Source organism: Peribacillus sp. NPDC096540 (genome assembly GCF_050278525.1).
GTDB lineage: Bacteria > Bacillota > Bacilli > Bacillales > DSM-1321 > Peribacillus.
The window spans coordinates 1-21,387 of record NZ_JBNNTG010000046.1 but is presented as its reverse complement, the minus strand read 5'-3'; the positions used below and the strand labels follow the sequence as shown (position 1 = coordinate 21,387).

Genomic DNA, 21,387 nt, shown 5'->3' with positions numbered 1-21,387 from the left:
TGATACAGTTTGACTTATTTTTCAAAGATGTCTCCGGAAATTTTTTCTCTGTCCGGTAATATCAAGTTAAGCAAGATTCCAACAATCGCTGAAAGTGCCATTCCGGATAGCGATACCGTCTCCGATAATTGTACAAACGCTCCGCCGATTCCAAGTACCAGGATGACTGATGCTATCATCAGGTTGCGTTTTTTATCAAAATCAACTTTATTATCAATCAGCATCCTTAATCCGCTTGAAGCGATGATACCGAAAAGTAAGATTGATATTCCACCCATCACAGCTGTAGGAATCGAGCTGATGACTGCTGAAATTTTACCGTTAAAGCCAAAGACGATTGCAGTTAAAGCAGCTCCACCGATGATATACACGCTAAATGCCTTTGTCATCGTCAGGACCCCAATATTTTCACCATATGATGTTAGTGGTGGCCCACCGATAAGGGAACCAATCATAATTCCGGCTCCATCCCCTAGGATGGATCGATGTAAACCAGGCTTTTCCAAAAAGTTTCTGCCAACTACTTTACTCAGTACCATCTGGTGGCCGATATGTTCTGATAGTGTGACGACGGCCACAGGGACCATGATGGCAATGACTTCCCATGAGAAGATTGGTGTATAGGTTATATAAGGAAACATGAATTTCGGCATTTCCCACCATTGTGCAGATTTAATTGGTTCATAATCTATAATTCCCGCAACTGCTGAACAGCTGTAGCCAACTATAATTCCCATTAAAATAGGAATTAAGTTAATGAATCCTTTAAAGAAAACGTTACAGATAATGGTTACCGCTAAAGTTATTAGCGCTATTATAATATATGTGACACTGTAATTTTTTTGCGGATCATACATCGCCATGTCTACGGCCGTTCCAGCGAGGCTTAACCCGATTACAATGATAACTGGGCCAACCACAACCGGAGGAAGCAAATTCATTAACCAGCGTAACCCGACTTTTTGGATAATCAAGGCGATTATCCCATATATGAACCCTGCTGCAAAACAGCCGATCATTGCCGCTTCCGGTCCGCCCAGCCCCTTTGCCAGTATAATTGGCGTGATGAAGGCGAAAGATGAACCAAGGTAAGCAGGAATCTGACCTTTGGTAATCAATAAGTATGAAAGTGTTCCTAATCCACTTGAAACCAGTGCTACAGCCGGGCTTAACCCGACTAGAAATGGCACTAACACCGTTGCACCGAACATTGCGAATAGGTGCTGGATACTTAATGTAATCCACTGGCCAACTCTAGGTACGTCTTCAACATCAAGTACGACGTCACTTTTTATTTCTTCCATATTCGTATCCCCCTCATGAAAATTGCATCAAAACTGCAAAAACCCTCTTTGCAATATATACAAAGAGGGTTTCTCAGAAGGCGGATGGCCTATGCATAGGCACAACTCTCCCGATTGACTCCCCTTTGCCAGCCTCTCTGGACTGTCTTTAAAAGGGTCTTATTTAATTTTCATGTTGTTGTTTATTTTTCTAGTATAGTGACTTGATCTACTTCATCTACTTCTGTTAAAGTAACGGTAATTTTTTCCGATTGTGATGTTGGAACGTTCTTCCCAACGAAATCTGCACGGATCGGCAACTCCCTATGTCCTCTGTCAACTAATACTGCGAGCTGGATTTGTGAAGGTCTTCCCAGATCTACAAGTGCATCCATTGCCGCCCTAACGGTTCTACCGGTAAAGAGAACATCATCTACTAAAATCACTTTCTTATCGCTAATATTGACTGGAATATCTGAACCTTTTACGACCGGTTCACCATCATTTGTATTTTTCGATAGGTCATCGCGGTAAAGTGTAATATCAAGTTCACCTAACTGAATTTCTTTACCTTCTATTTGATTGATGCGCTTTGCAAGTCGGTCAGCCAGGAAAATTCCGCGTGTACGAATTCCAATTAAGACGCAATCCTCAATCCCCTTATTTTTCTCAATAATCTCATGGGCAATTCTCGTCAAGGCTCTGCTAATGGCCTGTTCATCAAGTACTATTGCTTTCTCATTCAACATGTTGGCCACCCCGATTTCTTTCATCTGATTGGTCCCCTTTAACAAAAAATCCTCACACCAAGAAGGCGTGAGGATTATATCGCTATGGGTACAATTATCCCATTTAGCGTATCCGTTTCCTTCTCAGTCTCTCTGGACTGTGTTAAAGGTTCTCATTAAGTTATTATTATAATATATCATAAAAACTTTATTGTCAATCCTTACTTCTACGTAATTGATTAATTAGATTCTCGAACTCTTCCGGAACTGGTGCTTCGAATTCCATATACTCATTTGTACGAGGATGGATGAAACCAAGTAGACCAGCGTGCAATGCTTGTCCATCTAAATTCAATGTCTTCTTCGGACCATATTTTGGATCTCCTGCAAGCGGGAACCCGATATATTTCATATGAACACGGATTTGATGAGTTCTTCCTGTTTCAAGCTGACATTCCACCAAAGTAAAAGCAGTGAAACGTTCGATGACACGAAAATGAGTTACAGCGTTTTTGGAGTTAGAGTCTGTCACCGTCATGCTTTGGCGTTCTTTTTTATCACGCCCAATTGGAGCATCAATCGTTCCGAAGTCATGTGGAATAACCCCATGAACTACAGCTTGGTACTTACGAGTAACAGTTTTATCAACCAGTTGCTGAACAAGCTTTTCATGCGCCATATCATTTTTAGCAACCATTAATAAACCTGATGTATCTTTATCGATTCGGTGAACGATACCTGGACGCATTACACCGTTGATTCCAGAAAGATCTTGGCAGTGAGCCATCAATCCATTTACAAGTGTACCTGATACATGTCCTGGTGCGGGGTGGACAACCATACCACTCGGTTTATTAACAACCAGCACATCTGCATCTTCATAATAGATGTCCAAATTCATTTCTTCAGCGACTGCATCCAATTCCTCAAGTTCAGGAATCGTTACTTCTATTGTATCGCCTGTAATACATTTGTAATTCGTTTTTATAGCAGACCCATTTACTAAAACATGGTCATCTTTAATCCATTGCTGGACTTGAGTACGTGACCATTCCTCATTTAAAGTGGAAAGAGCCTTATCAATCCTAACGCCTTTTAGTGTTTCATCGATGCTGTATAACCTTTTATCCATTATCTTTCTCCTTAGCGTTTTTTTCTTCTAAAAACATATGAATCACGAGCAGTCCGACACCAATTGAAAGCGCAGCATCAGCAACATTAAATACCGGGAAACTATAGCTGAATATATAGGTATGAACGAAATCGACTACTTCCTGACGAACAACACGGTCGATAAAATTACCAATCGCACCGCCTAGCATAAGCGCAAGTGCAACTCCAAGCAAACTGCTTTCCTTCGCCATTTTCTGAATATAATAGACAAGTCCAATAATGACAGCGATGGTGATGATGTAGAAAAACCACATTTGACCTTGTAGAATTCCCCATGCGGCCCCACGGTTACGATGCGAGGTGATATATAGAAGGTTTTCAATAATTTCAATGCTTTCTCCGTACTCCATTTTTTTCACAATCATCCATTTTGTCAGCTGATCGAAAGCTATGACCAAAAGGGCAATTAAGTAATAAAACACATTTTTTCCCCCAAACTAATCAAATCTTCACTTTTGAATTGTAGCATAAACTAGAAATAATGACTAATCCGAAAAACAGAAGACCTTAATCAGCACGTGTATAAACTTGGGCTGAAAAGGTGCTCTTTTCCTTTATAAGGAAACAATTTATTTTCGCAAATGATTTTGCTGTTTCACACACTAGATACCATTTTCCATGAAAAAGGCCGGTTCCCTCATCTAATGGGAACCGGCCCTCCTTTTAAATTATTGATTCACATAATGCTCTTTCACGACAGTTGCACAGCGTGGGCAAAGTGTTGAATGTTCTTCCACTTGGCCAACTTCTTTTGAAACATTCCAGCAACGTTCACACGTTTCACCTTCTGCTTTTGTTACAAGAATAGCAATATCCTCAAGTTTTACCGCTTCTGCTGGGGCACTTGCCACATCGCCAGCGATTTCAAACTCGGATACGATGAATAACTGTTCAAAGCTCTCTTCGATGCTCTCAAGCAGATTCTTTGTTTCTTCATTTACATATACCATTACTTTTGCGTTCAGTGATTTCCCGATAACTTTCTGGTTACGAGCTTCTTCTAATGCTTTTAAGACATTATCACGGACATTCATAAATGCCGTCCATTTTTCTTCAATGGCTTCAGCTTTATCGATGGAAATTGCTTCAGGCATCAATGTCAATTGTACACTCTCTTCTGTTACACCTGGAATGAACGCCCATACTTCATCAGCTGTATGAGAAAGAATTGGTGACACCAATTTCGTTAAGCTGACCAATGATTCATAAAGAACCGTTTGGATTGCCATGCGATCTTTACCGTTAGGTGCTTCACAATATAAAATATCTTTCGCATAATCAAGGTAGAACGAACTTAAGTCCTGCGTACAGAAGTTATTGACCATATTATAAATTGTAGCAAACTCATAATTCTCATAGCCTAGTTTAGATTGAGTAATCAGCTTATTCAATTTTACTAGCATATATTGATCGACTTCACGTAATTCTTGGAATGCCACTTTATCAGTATCAGGATTAAAGCCATCCAAATTACCTAACAAGAAGCGGAATGTGTTGCGGATTTTACGATATACTTCAGAAACTTGTTTTAAAATCGGATCTGAAACTCTTACATCTGATTGGTAATCCACAGAAGCAACCCAAAGGCGTAAAATATCTGCACCAAGTTGGTTCATAACTTTAGATGGAAGTACAACGTTCCCAATCGATTTACTCATTTTACGACCTTCACCATCCAAAGCGAACCCGTGGCTTAACACACCTTTATATGGTGCTTTTCCTGTTACAGCCACACTTGTTGATAGCGATGAGTTAAACCAGCCGCGATATTGATCTGAACCTTCTAAATATAGGTCAGCAGGACGCTGCAGATCATCTCTTTCTTCAAGTACTGCCTGATGGGAAGAACCGGAGTCAAACCAGACATCCATGATATCCGTTTCCTTCGTGAAGATACCGTTCGGACTGCCTTCGTGTGTATATCCTTCTGGCAGAAGATCTTTCGCTTCCTGTTCGAACCAGATGTTTGACCCTTGCGCGCGGAACAATTCTGAAATATGGTTGATTGTTTCATCCGTGATGATTGGTTCGCCATTTTCTGCATAAAATACTGGAATTGGCACCCCCCATGCACGCTGACGAGAAATACACCAATCTCCGCGGTCACGAACCATATTAAACAGGCGTGTTTCACCCCATGCCGGTACCCATTTCGTTTCTTCAATCGCTTTTAGCAATTCACCACGGAAGTCTTTGATTGACGCGAACCATTGTGCCGTTGCACGGAAAATAGTCGGTTTCTTTGTCCTCCAGTCATGTGGATAAGAATGGGTAATGAACGTCAAATTCAATAGCGCGCCCACTTCTGTTAATTTTTCCGTAATTGGTTTGTTTGCTTGATCATAAAATAATCCTGCAAATTCCCCTGCTTCTTCTGTCATGACACCTTTTTCATCTACAGGACAAAGAACATCTAAGCCATATTTTTGCCCGACGATAAAGTCATCTTCCCCGTGTCCAGGTGCAGTATGAACACAACCAGTACCCGCCTCAGTTGTTACGTGCTCGCCTAACATCACTAGCGATTCCCGGTCATAAAGAGGGTGTTTAGCAACGGCGCGGTCCAGCTCGCTACCTTTTACAGATTTCAAGGTAGTTGGGTTATCCCAGCCTAGAGATTCTGTAACTGATTCAAGAAGAGCTTCAGCTACTAAATATTTTTCATTTTCGACAGCCACCACGACATAATCTAATTGTGGATGCAATGAGATTCCAAGGTTAGCCGGGATCGTCCAAGGTGTTGTTGTCCAGATAATAATTTTTACGCCTTCTTCAATTACACCTTTGCCATCTGTGACTTCAAAAGCAACATAGATAGATGCAGAACGTTTGTCTTGATATTCAATTTCCGCTTCCGCAAGGGCTGATTCACTTGAAGGAGACCAGTAAACAGGTTTTTTTCCTTTGTAGATATAGCCTTTTTTCGCCATTTCACCGAAAACCTTGATCTGTTGTGCTTCATATTCAGGTTTTAGGGTAATATAAGGATTCTCCCAATCTCCACGAACACCAATACGTTTAAACTGCTCACGTTGATTGTTGATCTGTACGTACGCATACTCTTCACATAGCTTTCTGAATTCAGCTACGCTCATTTCTTTCCGCTTTACACCTTTTTTAGTTAGTGCCGTTTCAATCGGTAATCCGTGCGTATCCCAGCCCGGAACATAAGGTGCTTGGAAACCGCTCATTGATTTAAAGCGGACAATGAAATCCTTTAAAACTTTATTCATTGCATGGCCCATATGGATATCACCGTTTGCATATGGAGGTCCATCATGCAAAATGAATAAAGGACGTCCTTCAGTTTGTTCTTGCACTTTTTTATAAATGTCCATCTCATTCCATTTTTCCTGAATTTCCGGCTCACGTTTCGGCAAATTACCGCGCATTGGAAATTCAGTTTTAGGCATCAATAAGGTATCTTTGTATTCCATTATAAAATCCTCCATCCGTCTTTACAAATTCATTCGAAACGATGACCTGATATCCAGACAAAATAAAAAGCCCTCTCATCCCTAAAAAAGGGACGAGAAAGCTTTGCTTCCCGCGGTACCACCCTGGCTAGAAAGATTCACAATAAAGCGAATCCATCCTCTCGAGCATTCGTAACGTGAATGAAACGCATCGTTTACTTACTGCAACAGCAGGTTCAACTCAGAACTCAAGGGTGATATTCAAATTCTTCGCTTATTCCGGGCTTGCACCATCCCCGGCTCGCTAAATATAAGTGTTTGAAGAATCTACTGTCCCTGTCATCGTCTAATGTCATCATGAATTAGTATTGTTAAAAAATTATATGCGAAAAAAGTGTTTAAAGTCAAGGAAACCTTTAAATTTCCTCTTCCACTCTCTCATTTAGTTCTATTTCAGTCGCATCTACTTCATAGTCAAGAAGATGATCCCAATCGTCATTGTCCAGCAAATCAAGTTGTGCTCCGACAAGCATTTTAAAACGTGTCCGGAATACTTTTGACTGCTTTTTCAAATCCTCAATATCCATCGCTATTTTTCTTGCTTTCACGAGCGACTCATTGACAATCCGATCAGCATTTTTCTCAGCTTCCTTAATGATTAGCTTGGCTTCTTTTTGAGCATTGCGCTTTAATTCTTCTGCTGCTTCCTGTGCGACAATAATCGACTTATTAAGTGTACCCTCAATTGTCGTAAAATGTCCTAAACGATCAAAAGTTTCATTTAGTTTTTCTTCAAGTTCTTTTTTCTCTCTCAAAATCAGTTCATAATCTTTAATGACCTGATCGAGAAACTCATTTACTTCATCTTCATCATACCCTCGAAATACTTTACCAAATTCCTTGTTATGTATATCTATCGGGGTTAAGGGCATTACGGCACCTCCAGAACGGTTTCTACTCTAGTATGTTAAAACTCTATATTCGACAATAAATGTATAAATCCTGCTTACGATTGAATTATTTTTGCCTGCCTAACGAGATTCTCCACTTATCCTTTTTGGTTTTTCCATCTATTGAAGTTAATTTACATCTACCAAAACCTCTGATAGAAAGTGTATCACCCTCGCGGCATTCTTCCGAAACATTTTCTGATTGCTTAAAATTCACCTTTACTTTTCCCGATGTTATCAGCATTTGTGTTTTTTGACGAGAAATATTCAAGACGGACGATAACACACTGTCAAGCCTTAAAGAACTAACAGTAGTGACTTGCTCTTCCCAATTTTCTTTTAATTCGATGATATTCTCGATTGGAAGCCTTTTAATCGTAACGGAAGCGCTACCGATTTTCTCTAGGTTTCCAACGAGATATAAATCCATCTCTTCGGCTGCGATAAATTGAATTTGCTCCTCTGTCACTATAATATCACCAAATTTTTCACGCTTTACCCCCAGGGACATCAAGGTTCCAAGTATTTGCCTGTGCTCTAATGTAACAAATTTTTTTGGATAGGAGATATCGTATAAGGAGATATTGAAATCTGATGGTTCAGGAGAGTAATAATCAGGGTAAATGAGCACACGTTTTCGTTCAACGAAATCGCTCCCGCCGTAAAATTGCAGCTTCGCATCCGAATCATTCCCTAATAAGGAAGAAAGGATTTCCTGCTGACGCGGATCGAGAAAATCAGAAAGTTTTGGAGCATAAGAATTTTTCACCTGGTCAATCCAATTCATTGCCTGATCGATAAAATCCTTTTCCTCCGGTCTGAAATGCTGATAAATACTCATGATTGAATAAATGCTCCCAACTTGTCTAATTATTGGTCGATCATCAGTAATTAAATATCGACTTCTTCGTTGCTACTACACAGCGGAGCATTATCCAACTGTGTAGTAAAAAAATATGCATTTTCAGTTTAAATGTTGATCACCCGATTAAAGTTTGCAGGTAATAGATTCCATATCCGCTGGCAAAGTTAAGAACCAACAAGGCCACAAGCGGTGAAAGGTCGATCATGCCAAGGGGTGGAATAAATTTTCTGAACGGTTCTAAATATGGTTCGCAAATCTTTTCCAGGAATTGGCCAATCGATGTTTCCCGAGCATTAGGGAACCATGACATTAATATGTAACCGATTAATGCCATTGAATAAATTTCAATTAAATAATATAAACCTTGAAGCACTAAACCCATTAACCATTACCACCTCGCTTCTTCATACTCCTCATCGGCGGCGAAACCGGTAATATTACCCGAAACATCGACGTTATCTGGAGTACATAAGAATATATCTGTTCCAATTTTTTGGATATCCCCGCTGATTGCATAGACAGTTCCACTTAAAAAATCGATGATTCGCTTTCCTTGGTCATGTTGAATCCGCTGAAGGTTCACAACAACGGCACGACGGTTTTTTAAATGGTCAGCAACTTCCTGGGCTTCTGCATAAGCACGAGGCTCCAACAATACTACTTTAGAAGATTTCTGTACGCTTTGCAAACTTACGATATTCTTATTGGAGTTATTTCCTGTAGAAGCGGGCTGCTGTTGTTTACCTGACTTCACGACTTTTTGTTCAGCCTCCTCTTCTTCCACCACTTCTTCCTTGTACTCATACTCATCATCCAGCGCGAAATAAGATTTAAATTTTGATACGAACGTCATCTATGCGTACCTCCTTATAATTCTTCGCCTACCAGTGCAGTACCAATCCGAATCATTGTAGCGCCTTCCTCAATCGCAATCGTAAAATCATTGGACATCCCCATAGACAATTCAGTGCATGGAGCATGTTTTAATCCAGCTTTTTGGATTTCCACCTGAAGTCCTTTTAATTTTCGGAAGCATTTGCGCAATAACTGTTCATCATCTGTCAAAGGTGCCATTGTCATTAATCCAGCAACATTTACCTTATCTAATGTCGATAGCCCTTTTATAAAATCAAGTGCCGCTTCAGGATCTATGCCATGTTTAGATTCTTCACCTGAAACATTAACCTGGACTAAACACTTTATCGGCTCATTTGCCCGTTTTTGTATTTCTTCTGCCAAAGAAATGCGATCCAATGAATGAATATAAGCAATTTTATCAATGACATTCTTTACTTTGCGTGTTTGCATGGAGCCAATATAATGCCAGTTTGGCTCATCCTTCAGCACTTCATATTTATTCAATAAACCCTCATCTCGATTTTCACCTAAATCGATTATGCCGGCTTCCAAGGCCTCTTTTGCTCTTTCAACAGAAACATATTTCGTCACCGCGATTAACTTTATCTCATCACGGTTCCTGCCACTATTTTTACATGCTATATTTATTTTTTCTTCGATGTTTTTTAAGTTATCTACTACTTTCACTGCTTACCTAAATCCTCCTTCCAACCAATAAAACTCATCAATCTCCCTGTCTTTCCGTTATCACGGCGATGTGAAAAAAACAAGTCGTGATTACAGCTTGTACAATATGATGTCACGTCAATCTGACTTTTTGGAATTCCCGATTTTTGAAGAACCATTGCATTAAGCTGTTTAAGGTCTAAATGATATTGTCCTTCGCTGATTAAATTATAGGGCTTTTCGTCATTATCTTCCAGCAAATTCTGCACTAAATCTATGACTTTATCATCAACAACATAGCACTTTGAACAAATCGATGGTCCAATTACAGCAAATATCTCCGTTGACTTTATACCCTTACTCTGCCAAGCTTCAACCATTTTTCGTGCAATTCCATTAACGGTACCCTTCCAGCCAGCATGCGCCACTCCAATGATACCATGTGCTGGAGCCAGAAAATATAAGGGCACGCAGTCAGCATAGCAAAGGGTCAATAAAACACTTTTATCCTTCGTAAAAAACCCGTCAGTAGCTTTAAAGCTTGAAACATAATCTGCTGCGCCTTTCCCGGCATCGAGACTGGTCACCTGCTGGATATATGTTTCATGCGTTTGCTCGGCTCCTATCCATTCATCGAGCGGAAATGATAGTTTTTCCGCTAAAATTCGGCGGTTTTCCTGCACATCATCTAGTTTATCCCCTACATGAAAACCGGTATTCAACGTTTGAAAGTTTCCAGAACTAACTCCCCCATCTTTCGTGGAGAAGCCCGCTACAAGCTGGAGGTTTTGATGTCTCCAGCTGTCAATGAGCAAATATTGGTCTTCGATTAAAACAAATGGTTCTTTCATGATTTAAACCTCTTTATTTTTAGTCTAGTGTATCATATATTTGCGCCCTGCACCCTCTAAAACCTTTCATCTTTCAGTTCTGCTTGAAATACTGTCTGATGTTCAACAAGAATAACATCCGCACCAATTTTTTTTATTTTACGCCAAGGAATCACAATATCCTGTTCCCTCCCGAAAAACCCCATTAACCTGGTGCCATTGGAAACTATGATCGCTTCAATCTTCCCTGTAGCTGTATTTATTTCAAGATCAGACATATTACCTAATTTCTTCCCATCCGCTATATTGACGATATCCTTAATTTGAAATTCGGAAATTCTAGTCATTTCACTCAGCTCCTCAAATTTTCATCATAATATGAAGGTTCTATTTCTATGTATATGACATGATTCGCTTGAGGATGAAGATTACAATAAATAAACGTACCTTCATGGTGTTGAGAAGTATACTTCTTCAGAGTTTTTAAACATAATAAAAAAGCCGCTATGGATTAGTTGCTGATAAGCGGGTAGTTGGACATTTTGTCCCTACCCGCTTCAGCCAACTTTTTCACATGCTCAGCTTCTACTGTTGAATATTTTTATTCATTTGCTTAATTGCTGCTTTTTCCAATCGTGAGACCTGCGCTTGTGAAATGCCGATTTCCTCAGCTACCTCCATTTGCGTCTTCCCTTGGAAAAACCGTTTTCGAAGGATCATTTTTTCCCGGTCATTCAACCGTCTCATGCCTTCATTTATTGCTATTTCATCAATCCAAGTACTATCTTTGTTTTTCTCATCACTTAGCTGGTCGAGTACATAAATCGGATCCCCGCCATCATTATAAATCGGTTCAAAAAGGGAAACTGGATCTTGTATTGCATCTAATGCAAAAACAATTTCTTCATGAGGTACCTCCAACACTTTGGCGATTTCTTCAGCTGTCGGCTCTCGAAGAGTTTGGCTAATGAGCTTTTCTTTAACCTGCAAAGCTTTGTAAGCAATGTCTCTTAAAGAACGGGAAACTCTAATCGGATTATTGTCACGAAGATATCTTCTGATTTCTCCAATAATCATTGGTACAGCATACGTTGAAAACCTAACATTTTGACCTAAGTCAAAGTTATCTATCGACTTCATCAACCCTATACAGCCTACCTGAAATAGATCATCTACATACTCTCCCCGATTGTTAAAGCGCTGAATAACGCTTAAAACGAGTCGAAGATTCCCGTTTACCAGTTTCTCTCTTGCTGAAATATCGCCATCTTGCAGTTCTTTAAAGAGTTTTCTCATTTCTTCATTCTTTAAAACCGGTAATTTTGATGTATCCACACCGCAGATTTCAACCTTATTACGAGACAATATTATTCCCTCCTCACAGGAGCGCTGTACAAAAAACAGTATTTCCGCGGGAGAAAAAAATATGCACAAGGCTTGAACAGAAAATCTCCATTATTTTTCATTATTGCATTCAAAGCATTGATTTAATTGGTATTTGCGCACATCTTTTTTTTTACACCATTTTATTAAATTCTTTTCGAAGCCTCTTAATAATTCTTTTTTCCAAACGGGAAATATAAGATTGGGAAATTCCCAACATATCGGCAACATCCTTTTGGGTTTTTTCTTCTCCACCTGCAAGTCCAAAACGAAGTTCCATTATCTGTTTTTCACGTTCGGAGAGCTGCGTTAGAGCCTTCGTTAGCAGCTTGCGGTCCACATTTGCCTCCAGGTCCTTCGTAATTATGTCATCGTCAGTACCAAGTACATCCGATAGCAGGAGCTCATTTCCATCCCAGTCAATATTCAGTGGTTCATCAAAAGACACTTCAGAACGTATTTTGTTATTCCTTCGTAAATACATTAAAATTTCATTCTCTATGCATCTAGAGGCATATGTAGCTAATTTAATTTTTTTCTCAGGGTTGAATGTATTTACTGCCTTAATTAAACCTATGGTACCGATGCTGATTAAGTCTTCAATATTAATACCTGTATTTTCAAATTTCCTTGCAATATAGACAACCAGTCTTAAATTTCGTTCGATCAAAATCGATCGTGCAGCTTCATCGCCCTTAGGCAATTTATTAATCAGTATTGCCTCTTCTTCTTTTGAAAGCGGCGGCGGCAGCGCCTCACTCCCTCCTATATAAAATATTTCGTCCGTTTTCAATCCGAGCTTGAACAATAGTTTGTACCAAAAATAAGTGAGTCGAAGAATGAGTTTCTTCAAAATAATTCTCCCTTCTAAATAAACGGTTAATGGGTAAAATTTTTGAATGAATCAATGGTTCAGGAGGCATTTTGCACCGGTATGCCGGTTAACATTTTTGGATGAACAATAGATTGATAGCTATTGTCGGGAGAAAGTTGCTGAAAGGTAAACGAAACGAGTCCCTGCTTGACATGATATTCTTTTTCACCTTGAATGATTTTAATGAAATCCGGCTTAATCGCAGTTAACAATTGATGTTCATGACCGACAACTTTATAAGGGATAACTCGCATTCGTCCAGTCCACGAATACTCAGGCTGTTCCTCCTGCCGAACCAGGTTATCAGGGTTTTTAAACAGGTCAAGCATATCGGCTGGGATTCCTACTTCCTCCCCTGAAAGGGCGATAATCATTACTGGAGAGCGGGTAATCGGATCATATAACTGATTGCCACTATCCACTAGCCCACTAAACGTTCTTTCAAAGTCTGAAATTTTAACTGATACTGAAACCATTTGTTCATGTGTAAGCTTTGTCATCTCCATCCCCTCGAGTGTGCGCTTGGAAAATTGCCAAGCAAGCGGGAACCCAATCATCACAAATATCCAGCTGACAGGGTCACCAAAACGATTGATTCCAGCATATTGGCTAGGGTCCTTGGAAACTATTTGAAATTCAAACAAATAGTGAAGGCCAAGAAGGATTCCTCCTGATAAAAACGTCACAAAATATAAAGTAGCCAACGACTTCATGAAAAGGTTGAACCTATTAAACCCAAAGGTGGCCAGAACCATAAAAAGAGAAACTAAAATCTTCATGTAAACTCGGTCGGCAATTGCATAAAAAGGAGTGAATGCCAATACGATAATGAAGGAACCAATCAGCCCACCTACAAAAACCCGCCATAGAGCAACCCTTCGTTTGAGAATAATTGCAGTCCAATATAAAAGGAGGCAGTCAAATGACCAATTCAACAACCAGATCACATCTAAATATAAGGTCAAACACCCTCCCCTCCTTTTATGAGCTAACCTTCCACATGCAAAAAGTATAGCGTACCTTCCCTTAGAAAGTGTGTCACTTTTTGTACTGAAAACTTAAGAGTTTTTCAGTCATTTTTTCCCTTTTTGTAGAAAAACAGCTATTGATATTTTCAATACTGTCATAGAGACTATCCTACTCCCTTTTATTGCTGTCGATTTATGTTTCAAAAGATAGAGAATTTCTTGCCGTCCGTTATTCTTTTTCTCCTTAAGATGATGAAAGTTCAAAAAACCAAAATAGACCGTACGCTTGGAAACATCCTTCATCTATTTTTATAATTGAGAATGTCTCGTTTCTTTTACTACGTTTAAAAAAAGGCCTTGGATGCAATAAATCACGCTTTGTCACTATGCAGTTTATTCTTAGTTAGAAATCCATTAGTCAGTTACAGATAAACGGTGTAGGGCTATTAATAGTACTTCTAGGCGAAAGAGCATTTAATGCGCTTATCTGATGATCTCAACCAAAATTCAGCTTTTCAGCATTGATTTATTTAAAACACAAAAAACCGTTCCCATTGGGAACGGTTCATTATGTTAAGAAATTAACGTCTTCTATTACGGTTACGAAGGAAGGTTGGAATATCCAGAGCCTCTTCACCTTGATTAGTATTACGGACAGGCTGTTCATTGACTTCTTCTCTCTTCACTTCACGCTTAACATTTGGCTGTGGCGTTTGTTGTGTCTGAGGTCTTGGTTGTTGCTGTTGTCCAAGTGTTGGACGTCCAGTAGGCCGTATTGAAGCTTCAACCTCGTTAAACCCTGTTGCAATAACTGTAACGACGATTTCATCTTTAAGATTTTCATTGATAACCGAACCGAAAATCATGTTTACGTCTTGGTCGGATGCAGTTGCCACGATATCGGCTGCTTCCTGAACTTCAAAAAGACTTAGGTTCGTTCCACCAGTAATATTCATCAAGACGCCTTGAGCACCATCAATGGATGTTTCAAGTAGCGGACTGGAAATAGCTTTCTTCGCTGCTTCTGCTGCACGGTTTTCCCCTGAGGAAATCCCAATACCCATAAGAGCTGAACCTTTGTTGGACATGATTGTCTTAACATCGGCAAAGTCTAAGTTAATAAGACCAGGGACGGCAATTAAATCTGAAATCCCTTGTACACCTTGACGAAGAACATTATCCGCTTCACGGAATGCTTCAAGCATTGGCGTACTTTTATCAACTATTTCGAGGAGACGGTCGTTTGGAATGACGATTAGTGTGTCAACCGATTCCTTCATAGAAGAAATACCGCCTTGTGCCTGTGTTGCACGTTTTCGGCCTTCGAATGTGAATGGACGTGTAACTACACCTACTGTAAGTGCTCCTAAATCTTTAGCAATACCAGCAATAACCGGCGCAGCTCCCGTACCAGTTCCGCCACCCATTCCAGCAGTTACGAAAACCATATCGGCACCTTTAAGCGCTTCTTCAATTTGTTCTTTGCTTTCTTCTGCAGCTTTCTTTCCTACCTCCGGGTTGGCACCAGCACCCAATCCACGTGTAAGCTTACCACCGATTTGCATTTTGATTTCTGCTTTTGATAGATTAAGAGCCTGCGCGTCAGTATTGACTGAAATAAACTCAACACCTTGTACGCCATGCTCGATCATTCTGTTTACCGCATTGTTTCCGCCGCCGCCAACACCTATTACTTTTATCGTTGCTAATTGTTCTAAATTAGAATCAAACTCCAACATGACAATCCTCCTATTTTGACGAAATTCCCGATTCTTTATGATTGTTATTCAAAAAAGTAACCCAGGATTTTTTTGAATTTAGATTCACCTTTTTCACCTTGTTTTTTAGTCGTGTTCTCTTTACTTTTCTGAGAAACTTTTTGACTGTGCTGGTCATTATTTTCTTGTGCTTGTCCAGCTGCTACAGGAGTTTTATTAGCGGTGTTTTTTTGCATTCTCTCTTTCTTGCATGCGTGTTTAATCAGACCTACAGCTGTCGTATATTGAGGCTCTCTAACTCCGATATAATTCGGTTCTGCCGTCCTCACACGATTTTGGAACACATATTGAGCAAGCTCCAGGACTCCTGGCATCTTGACGACACCGCCGGTCAACACGAAACCTCCCGGGACATCCTGGAAGCCAAGTCTCCTCAAATCATCTTGAATCAGCTCAAATATTTCGGTCACCCTTGCTTCAATAATATCCGAAAGCATTAACTGATTGCAGGGCTGCTGCTGGTCGCTGCCGATGATTGGTATTTGGAATACTTCATCTTCAGACGCGTCATCATAATAGGCATGTCCATGCTTAACTTTTATTTTTTCAGCTTCTTCCATCGTTGTCCTTAGAACGATGGAAAGATCTTTCGTAAGTGTCTCCCCGCCTATTGGAATCACAGACGTATATTGTAAATAGCCTTGTTCGAAAATTGCCAGAGTTGTAGAACCTCCGCCAATATCGACAAGTGCCACACCAAGTTCTTTTTCATCCTTGGATAAAACAAGGGCACCTGCTGCTAAGGGCTGAAGAGCAATATCGGTTATTTCTAACCCAGCTCTTTCCACACACCGCAGAGTATTATGTAAGATTGTCCGCAGACCCGTGATTAATATCCCTCTCATTTCCAAACGAACACCTATCATGCCCCTTGGATCACTGATTTCATCAAGTTCATCAACTTTGTAATGAATCGGTACCACGTCGATAATTTCCCTGTCGGATGGTATCGTAATTAACTCCGCTGCTTCTCTAACACGGAAAACGTCATGCTCAGTAATCTCTTTATTGTCACTGGATACAGCTACCACTCCATGACAAGGTTGAAGAGTGACGTGATTTCCACTGATACCGACGATAACTTTTTTTATCTCCATCCCAATCATTCGCTCAGCTTGCTCTACAGCCTTTTGAATAGATTGGACTGTTTCATCTATATCGACGATCGAACCCTTTTTGAGCCCTTCTGATTTAACATTCCCTACGCCGATTATATTTAATGTGTCATTGACCATTTCCCCAATGATAACTTTTACACTGGATGTACCGATGTCAAGACTTACGTAAATTTCGTTGCTGTTCATTCCATGGCACCTCCTTCAGTTTTATACATGTATTAGTAGAATAACATTTTTATTTTGAAAGACCTATTTATAATTGTATTACAATCTAATTGCAACTCGCTAATCTGATAATAAGCTATATATCTCATATGTTTTGGATAAAACTCGTAGGTTTAGTTCTTTATGATGGATATTGTTCGCTTCTTAAAAAACGGATATCATTTCCAAACTAGATACTGCCTTAATCTATTCGTCATTTATTACGTAATTCCCTTTAAAATTACAGATTTTTTTTCTGCTTTTTCCGTGAAATCGACCATTTTTCAATTAATATTCTTCTAATCTGTGCGATATTTTGAAAGAGTCTAACGCCAAACACAAAGATTGCGGCTAAATACAAGTCTACACCAAGATGTACACCTAGAAAAGCCAAACCTGCGGCTAAAACAATATTAAAAAAGAATCCCGTTACAAATACAACTTCATCATAAAGATTTTGCAAATGTGCCCGTATTCCTCCAAATAAGGTATCAAAAGCAGCAAGGACGGCAATGGATAGATAATTTGAATATTCATGAGGAATATCAAAATCTATCAAAAAACCTAGGGTAATCCCAATTAATAGTCCGAAAACTGGAAGCCACATTACGATTCCCCTCCATCTATAATGGGCTCCATGTGTTCCACATTAATCGTATTTTGATAAGCTGGCAATGTCAGTTCACTAGATGGAGTTGTTATTTGAACTTCAAAATTATCTATAAAGAAATCATCCATTAGTTCAGAACCTTGAATACGCTGTTTTAGTTTTTTGGGATTAACAGTAATAGCTTGTATTTCAAGCGGGTAATCAGTGAGCGAATATCCGTCTACTTTTGGCTTCCCATTTATATCACGAATAACTGATGAAGAAATGTAACGTTGTCCCGAAATGGAAATTTCATCTGCGTCAAACCTATACATTTCATTAATGAGCCTTTTTAATAATACAGGGGAAATATACTCTATCTTCTCACCAAGTAGGAGACCTTCTTTTATAGGTTGTACAGACACAATGACTCCTTTTCCCGTTATCTCAGTCAAACCCGCGTCAGTCTTTAATTCAGACAGCGTTTCACGCAATAATTCTTCTTTACTTTCATTTCTCTTTGTTTCATAGGATGCAATTTTCTCCTCAAGCTTATTAATACTCTCTAATAATTCAACCTGGGACTGCTGTTCTTTTAATAAATCATTTTTCAGTTGCCACATATCTCTGGTATCAGAAACTTCTGGTTGATTTACCAAATTGAATTGAATAGAAAGCATGAAGCCAGCAATCATAGTAATCAAACTAAAAGATAGCATTTTTCTCATTTCCAGTTTTTCACCAATCTTTCATCGAATCCGGCGATTATTCACCCTCCAATAATTGGATCAAAAATGATTTTCTTTTGCTTTTCCAATGTGAAAATAACATTTTCATTAACCAACTGTTCCTTTATCCCACCTGGTATGTCTAAGGAAGCTTCTAAGATACCCGGGTCCCCAATCGCCGAAATGATAAATGGAGCAGGATGCTGGTGACCATCGATTGTAATCACAGGTCCATTGCAGACTATATACGAATCATGATCTAGCCTCTGACCGTTAATCGCGACAGCCTCTGCCCCTGATATGTATAATTCATTTACAACCTTGAAGACGTGTTGTTCATGAACCAGGTAATTATTCACATTGGCTTCTGAATCCTTATCGGAACCATCTTCAAGTGTTACCTGAAGACCTGTACCTTTCACTTTCACTTTTCCAAGGTACATCCGATATTTCTCGGTATCCTTTGCTAGATTGAAAAACAACTGCTTTTCCTGTGCTAAGTCTTTTTCTATGTTGGATACTTTTGCTTGCTTTTGAAGAAGTTCCTTCTGAAGTTCCCGGTTCTGCTTCTCTTGTTCTATTAATTGCTGCCTGAGTTCATATTCTTGATCCCACGCTTTATCTTTGACTGCTCCTTGACCATCTTTCGTTAAATTGTAAGAAAAGGCAATCATAAATCCGAGAACAACGCTAACAAGGGATAAAATCACCTGTTTGCTATTAATTTTCCTCATTAGCGTCTTCCTTTTGTTCAGCGGGTTTATAGGCTTTGAAATAAGAACCGACTTCTAGATCAATGACACCCTTTACCTTTGGATCCAACTGACTGACAATCGATGGATAGTGAATCATTTTTTCGGATAAAGTTCGGCTTGTTGCACTTACCTCATATCCATCATTCATAAACATTACGATATGGTAACCATCAGTTTTAGTTGGAGCATGATGGATTTCCGATATAGCGTTTTGAATCTCGACAGGAAGCTTGTCCAACTCCTCTAAAAGCAACTTTAATGCTTTACCCTCTTTGAAGCCAATTAAAACCGGGGCAAATACTGGAATTTCACCAGTTGCTAACTCTTCCAAAACAGAACCATTTTCCAAAATAGGTGAAAACTTCCCACCATTGGATAGATACGCCATTCTATTATGTTCAGAAACCGTAATTTTAATAGAATTAGGAAATATAGGTGTAACCTTAACGCTCGCTATTTCCGGATTTTTTTTAATATTAGCGGCTGTTAATCCTGTATCAACCTTCCAAATACTTCGATCTTTTTTAATTTTACTTAATTTGATAATTTGCTTGGAAGTAATATAACGATTCCCTTCTACCTGCACGGATTGAACATAGCTCAAAGGGGATAAGAAATATAACACACAAGCAACCAGAATAAAGAAAAGGGAAAGCAAAAGAACAAGTCGTCTGTTTGCTTTGCTTTTTCTTAATTGTTTTAGTTTCGGGATGCGGTCCTCAATGGAAACGATTTTTCCCTTTTCCATCCCTTTCACCTCTTCCTGAAAAAATGGATGGTTTTTGACACTATATAAAATCATGACATATTCAAGAAAATCTTATTACTAAACTTTTCAGGTAACACATTATACCACAATATTTGGATATAAAAAATAAAATAATCTCCTTTTATTTCCGTCCGATAATTTCCACTTCTGTTTCCAATTCAATTTCAAACTTGTCATACACAGTGTCCTTCACGTGCTGTATTAATGCTTGAACATCTGCTGCACTTCCATTTCCTGTATTAACGATAAAGTTCCCATGCATTGGGGAAATCTGTGCTCCGCCAATCGAGTGTCCCTTTAGGCCAGCATTCTCAACTAATTTTCCTGCATGATGTGGCAGTGGATTTCTAAATATGCTCCCGGCACATGGTAGATTATAAGGCTGGGTTTCTTTACGATAGTTTTTGTTATTCTGCATTCTTTCTACTATTTCAGTTTTATTTCCCTCAGTTAATTGAAAAATGGCTTCAAGTACGATTCCTGGTTTTTTCTTTTGAAGTATTGAAGTTCGATAAGAAAACTCCATTTCCTCCTTTGAAAGCCAGGCTAACGTTCCATCTTCAAACAGAACATGCGCTTCCTTAAGAATTTCACTCATATCTGAACCGTGTGCACCAGCGTTCATATAGACCGCTCCACCGACTGAGCCAGGAATTCCACTGGCAAATTCTAGACCTGCATATCCTTTTTTACTAATTTGTACAGACAAGCTAACTAGAGACACACCAGCTCCTGCTTTAATCTCAGGGCCATTTATCTCAAAATGGTCAAGTCCTTTGCCCAATTTCAGCACTACGCCTTCAATTCCGCCATCGCTGACTAAGAGGTTCGATCCCCTACCAATAGCTCTCCAAGGTGTGGTATGTTCCTTGATGACTTGCATCGTTTTTTCTATATTTTCAATGGATGATGGCACGATGAATAAATCAGCCGGTCCCCCAATTTTCATAGTTGTATGATTCGCAAGTGGTTCCTGTTCAAGAACTTTGCCGATTTGCATTTCTGTTAATTGTTTTATCATTTTATTCATGATAAACCTCCTTGTTGTTCCAAAAATTCCAAATTATTATTTTCATATCCTCACCATTCGAGGTCTCTTATTATACAAAAATAATAACAACTTTTTTTAAATAGAAGAAATATGAGCAGGAGTAAGCGCCAGTGCGGCCTAACCCTCTTATACTATAGTCTAAACAAAGCCGTATTGCCAATATTTATTGTAGAATCCTTTACATTCATACATGGTAAAATTTAAGTAGCATTTCATTTATTTCTAAATTCCATCAAGGTACCCGCAAATATCTTCCCCACAACGGTTTTTAAGCTAAAGAATAACAAAAAGGAAGCCCTATGTTTGTGAACTGTGCCCCATTTTACGGACAGTATAAAAAAGTGCCTAAGCGGCTAATAAGTGGTCCCGGTATTGTACCGGGGCCATTTTCTTTAGCCCCC

Annotated in this window: 22 protein-coding genes; all 22 read right to left on the bottom strand. The window is 39.3% G+C overall.

Features of this window, described 5'->3' with window-relative positions; translation table 11 throughout:
- Window positions 1-14: 14 nt before the first annotated feature.
- Complete coding sequence (locus ACQKMR_RS25280; protein WP_427699754.1) at window positions 15-1,304, bottom strand: solute carrier family 23 protein; 1,290 nt, start codon at window positions 1,302-1,304, stop codon at window positions 15-17.
- Between the two features lie 182 nt (window positions 1,305-1,486).
- Window positions 1,487-2,032, bottom strand: coding sequence for a bifunctional pyr operon transcriptional regulator/uracil phosphoribosyltransferase PyrR (gene pyrR, locus ACQKMR_RS25275; protein WP_056527097.1), 546 nt, complete (start codon window positions 2,030-2,032; stop codon window positions 1,487-1,489).
- Between the two features lie 193 nt (window positions 2,033-2,225).
- Window positions 2,226-3,143, bottom strand: coding sequence for an RluA family pseudouridine synthase (locus tag ACQKMR_RS25270; protein WP_427699753.1), 918 nt, complete (start codon window positions 3,141-3,143; stop codon window positions 2,226-2,228).
- On the bottom strand, window positions 3,136-3,606 hold the full coding sequence (gene lspA, locus ACQKMR_RS25265; RefSeq protein ID WP_427699752.1) for a signal peptidase II: 471 nt from the start codon (window positions 3,604-3,606) through the stop codon (window positions 3,136-3,138). The genes ACQKMR_RS25270 and lspA overlap by 8 nt, the downstream gene beginning before the upstream one ends.
- 246 nt (window positions 3,607-3,852) lie before the next feature.
- On the bottom strand, window positions 3,853-6,621 hold the full coding sequence (gene ileS, locus ACQKMR_RS25260; RefSeq protein WP_427699751.1) for an isoleucine--tRNA ligase: 2,769 nt from the start codon (window positions 6,619-6,621) through the stop codon (window positions 3,853-3,855).
- 395 nt (window positions 6,622-7,016) lie between these two features.
- Window positions 7,017-7,532 carry a DivIVA domain-containing protein gene (locus ACQKMR_RS25255; protein WP_427699750.1) on the bottom strand — a complete coding sequence of 172 codons (516 nt, stop codon included), beginning with the start codon at window positions 7,530-7,532 and terminating at the stop codon, window positions 7,017-7,019.
- An 85-nt stretch (window positions 7,533-7,617) separates the two neighbouring features.
- A complete protein-coding gene (locus ACQKMR_RS25250) occupies window positions 7,618-8,391 on the bottom strand; it encodes an RNA-binding protein (protein ID WP_427699749.1) in 774 nt (257 codons plus the stop codon).
- 139 nt (window positions 8,392-8,530) lie between these two features.
- Window positions 8,531-8,797, bottom strand: coding sequence for a YggT family protein (locus tag ACQKMR_RS25245; RefSeq protein ID WP_053345253.1), 267 nt, complete (start codon window positions 8,795-8,797; stop codon window positions 8,531-8,533).
- A gap of 6 nt (window positions 8,798-8,803) precedes the next feature.
- Complete coding sequence (locus tag ACQKMR_RS25240; RefSeq protein ID WP_340888663.1) at window positions 8,804-9,268, bottom strand: cell division protein SepF; 465 nt, start codon at window positions 9,266-9,268, stop codon at window positions 8,804-8,806.
- Window positions 9,269-9,282: 14 nt separating this feature from the next.
- On the bottom strand, window positions 9,283-9,960 hold the full coding sequence (locus tag ACQKMR_RS25235; RefSeq protein WP_427699748.1) for a YggS family pyridoxal phosphate-dependent enzyme: 678 nt from the start codon (window positions 9,958-9,960) through the stop codon (window positions 9,283-9,285).
- Window positions 9,957-10,790: a peptidoglycan editing factor PgeF gene (gene pgeF / locus ACQKMR_RS25230; protein ID WP_427699747.1), complete on the bottom strand. Its 834-nt coding sequence runs from the start codon at window positions 10,788-10,790 to the stop codon at window positions 9,957-9,959. Before pgeF ends, ACQKMR_RS25235 begins: the two co-directional genes overlap by 4 nt.
- A 56-nt stretch (window positions 10,791-10,846) precedes the next feature.
- Complete coding sequence (locus ACQKMR_RS25225; protein WP_053345249.1) at window positions 10,847-11,116, bottom strand: YlmC/YmxH family sporulation protein; 270 nt, start codon at window positions 11,114-11,116, stop codon at window positions 10,847-10,849.
- Window positions 11,117-11,354: 238 nt separating this feature from the next.
- The gene (gene sigG / locus ACQKMR_RS25220; protein ID WP_053345248.1) at window positions 11,355-12,134 is read right to left on the bottom strand and encodes an RNA polymerase sporulation sigma factor SigG; all 780 of its coding nucleotides are present in this window, start codon (window positions 12,132-12,134) and stop codon (window positions 11,355-11,357) included.
- A 151-nt stretch (window positions 12,135-12,285) separates the two neighbouring features.
- A complete protein-coding gene (gene sigE, locus ACQKMR_RS25215; RefSeq protein ID WP_285766524.1) occupies window positions 12,286-13,005 on the bottom strand; it encodes an RNA polymerase sporulation sigma factor SigE in 720 nt (239 codons plus the stop codon).
- Between the two features lie 59 nt (window positions 13,006-13,064).
- Complete coding sequence (gene spoIIGA / locus ACQKMR_RS25210; RefSeq protein ID WP_427699746.1) at window positions 13,065-13,991, bottom strand: sigma-E processing peptidase SpoIIGA; 927 nt, start codon at window positions 13,989-13,991, stop codon at window positions 13,065-13,067.
- A 584-nt stretch (window positions 13,992-14,575) separates the two neighbouring features.
- Window positions 14,576-15,733, bottom strand: coding sequence for a cell division protein FtsZ (gene ftsZ, locus ACQKMR_RS25205; RefSeq protein WP_427699745.1), 1,158 nt, complete (start codon window positions 15,731-15,733; stop codon window positions 14,576-14,578).
- A 44-nt stretch (window positions 15,734-15,777) separates the two neighbouring features.
- Window positions 15,778-17,076, bottom strand: coding sequence for a cell division protein FtsA (ftsA, locus tag ACQKMR_RS25200; RefSeq protein WP_427699744.1), 1,299 nt, complete (start codon window positions 17,074-17,076; stop codon window positions 15,778-15,780).
- Window positions 17,077-17,335: 259 nt separating this feature from the next.
- Window positions 17,336-17,701, bottom strand: a complete 366-nt coding sequence (locus ACQKMR_RS25195; protein WP_427699743.1) for a small basic family protein — start codon at window positions 17,699-17,701, stop codon at window positions 17,336-17,338.
- A complete protein-coding gene (locus tag ACQKMR_RS25190; protein WP_427699742.1) occupies window positions 17,701-18,411 on the bottom strand; it encodes a DUF881 domain-containing protein in 711 nt (236 codons plus the stop codon). The genes ACQKMR_RS25195 and ACQKMR_RS25190 overlap by 1 nt, the downstream gene beginning before the upstream one ends.
- A gap of 41 nt (window positions 18,412-18,452) precedes the next feature.
- Window positions 18,453-19,145, bottom strand: a complete 693-nt coding sequence (locus tag ACQKMR_RS25185; RefSeq protein WP_427699741.1) for a DUF881 domain-containing protein — start codon at window positions 19,143-19,145, stop codon at window positions 18,453-18,455.
- Entirely contained in the window at window positions 19,132-19,914 is a 783-nt protein-coding gene (locus ACQKMR_RS25180; RefSeq protein WP_427699740.1) for a cell division protein FtsQ/DivIB, read from the bottom strand. The genes ACQKMR_RS25185 and ACQKMR_RS25180 overlap by 14 nt, the downstream gene beginning before the upstream one ends.
- 142 nt (window positions 19,915-20,056) lie before the next feature.
- Window positions 20,057-20,965 carry a UDP-N-acetylmuramate dehydrogenase gene (murB, locus tag ACQKMR_RS25175; RefSeq protein WP_427699739.1) on the bottom strand — a complete coding sequence of 303 codons (909 nt, stop codon included), beginning with the start codon at window positions 20,963-20,965 and terminating at the stop codon, window positions 20,057-20,059.
- Between the last annotated feature and the right edge of the window lie 422 nt (window positions 20,966-21,387).

Coding starts and splice junctions, on each gene's coding strand:
- ACQKMR_RS25280 (WP_427699754.1), bottom strand. CDS start 1,304: ATGGAAGAAATAAAAAGTGACGTCGTACTTGATGTTGAAGACGTACCT.
- pyrR (WP_056527097.1), bottom strand. CDS start 2,032: ATGTTGAATGAGAAAGCAATAGTACTTGATGAACAGGCCATTAGCAGA.
- ACQKMR_RS25270 (WP_427699753.1), bottom strand. CDS start 3,143: ATGGATAAAAGGTTATACAGCATCGATGAAACACTAAAAGGCGTTAGG.
- ileS (WP_427699751.1), bottom strand. CDS start 6,621: ATGGAATACAAAGATACCTTATTGATGCCTAAAACTGAATTTCCAATG.
- ACQKMR_RS25255 (WP_427699750.1), bottom strand. CDS start 7,532: ATGCCCTTAACCCCGATAGATATACATAACAAGGAATTTGGTAAAGTA.
- ACQKMR_RS25250 (WP_427699749.1), bottom strand. CDS start 8,391: ATGAGTATTTATCAGCATTTCAGACCGGAGGAAAAGGATTTTATCGAT.
- ACQKMR_RS25245 (WP_053345253.1), bottom strand. CDS start 8,797: ATGGGTTTAGTGCTTCAAGGTTTATATTATTTAATTGAAATTTATTCA.
- ACQKMR_RS25240 (WP_340888663.1), bottom strand. CDS start 9,268: ATGACGTTCGTATCAAAATTTAAATCTTATTTCGCGCTGGATGATGAG.
- pgeF (WP_427699747.1), bottom strand. CDS start 10,790: ATGAAAGAACCATTTGTTTTAATCGAAGACCAATATTTGCTCATTGAC.
- ACQKMR_RS25225 (WP_053345249.1), bottom strand. CDS start 11,116: ATGACTAGAATTTCCGAATTTCAAATTAAGGATATCGTCAATATAGCG.
- ftsZ (WP_427699745.1), bottom strand. CDS start 15,733: ATGTTGGAGTTTGATTCTAATTTAGAACAATTAGCAACGATAAAAGTA.
- ftsA (WP_427699744.1), bottom strand. CDS start 17,076: ATGAACAGCAACGAAATTTACGTAAGTCTTGACATCGGTACATCCAGT.
- ACQKMR_RS25195 (WP_427699743.1), bottom strand. CDS start 17,701: ATGTGGCTTCCAGTTTTCGGACTATTAATTGGGATTACCCTAGGTTTT.
- ACQKMR_RS25190 (WP_427699742.1), bottom strand. CDS start 18,411: ATGAGAAAAATGCTATCTTTTAGTTTGATTACTATGATTGCTGGCTTC.
- ACQKMR_RS25185 (WP_427699741.1), bottom strand. CDS start 19,145: ATGAGGAAAATTAATAGCAAACAGGTGATTTTATCCCTTGTTAGCGTT.
- ACQKMR_RS25180 (WP_427699740.1), bottom strand. CDS start 19,914: ATGGAAAAGGGAAAAATCGTTTCCATTGAGGACCGCATCCCGAAACTA.
- murB (WP_427699739.1), bottom strand. CDS start 20,965: ATGAATAAAATGATAAAACAATTAACAGAAATGCAAATCGGCAAAGTT.